Origin of the sequence: Brevibacillus choshinensis, assembly GCF_001420695.1 — a bacterium.
GTDB lineage: Bacteria > Bacillota > Bacilli > Brevibacillales > Brevibacillaceae > Brevibacillus > Brevibacillus choshinensis.
Window position 1 is genome coordinate 1 of the sequence record NZ_LJJB01000002.1, and the last position, 997, is coordinate 997.

1 protein-coding gene is annotated in these 997 nt (G+C 38.0%); it reads left to right on the forward strand.

Annotation, left to right across the window (positions count from 1 at the left end):
* Positions 1 to 236: 236 nt before the first annotated feature.
* Positions 237 to 674 carry a VOC family protein gene (locus AN963_RS00010; RefSeq protein ID WP_055742533.1) on the forward strand — a complete coding sequence of 146 codons (438 nt, stop codon included), beginning with the start codon at positions 237 to 239 and terminating at the stop codon, positions 672 to 674.
* Positions 675 to 997: the final 323 nt, after the last annotated feature.

The following is a 997-nucleotide window of genomic DNA, read 5'->3' on the forward strand; positions in this document are numbered from 1 at the left end:
CGTAGAACTATATAAAAAATGGTCAACCAGTAAAAACTGGCTGACCTCATAATACGAACGGGCAGGATAATTGAGCGCTAAACAGGTTTTATTATTAGTAAAACCGAAATGAACAGATGCTTCTAGTCTTCCAACAAACGCCCCAGTTTGTTGGACAAAGAGGAAAATCTATTAGCAATCAAGAAGAAATTTTTAGAATACATGCGTGTTAATTTTAGGCCTAGGAGGTATGGGATATGAAGATCCATCGAATAGATCATGTGAGTGTAAACGTCAATGATCTTTCAGCAGCTAAAGCGTTTTTTCTCGATTTGGGACTTGAAGTGCAAGCGGAATGGGAAATGGAAGGAGAGTGGTTGGGTCAGGTAGTTGGGCTTACTAACGTTAAAACAGCATGTGTAGGATTGCGAACGCCAGACGGTCAGGCATGGATAGAGCTAGTCAAATTTTATACGCCGTCAGATGAACAAGATATTCAGAAACCCTTTGCAAATACGCTGGGTATCCGACATATTGCATTTGCTGTTGAAGATATTGAAGCCATTGTTGCCAAATTGAAAAAGAAGGGCACGGAAATCTTTAGTGAGATAAAGCAATATGAAGAAAGTTATAAGCTATGTTATGTTCGTGGGCCAGAAGGAATTATTTTGGAATTGGCTGAGAAGATCAAATAACTATTGAATGTTAAGCTAACGGGTTCGATAGCGCAATAAACACAAAGTGAGGCTGCCTTAATCGGCAGCCTTTATTAAGCTAACGGACAGTTTAATGGAATATTTCTAAATTTCAACTTGTCATTACTTTCATTAGTGGCAGTTTCCTGAACTATAGATCGAGCAATAAATCCGTCTCGGGGTGGTTAATAACATATCTTATTCGAAGTAAGATGAGATATATAAATAATCAACTGGAAATGAATGGTTTTAAAAGTAATAAAAGGAAGGTTCCGCAAGAGGTAAAAAAGTCGTTTCTATTTTGGCTCGTTGCAATTGCTGCA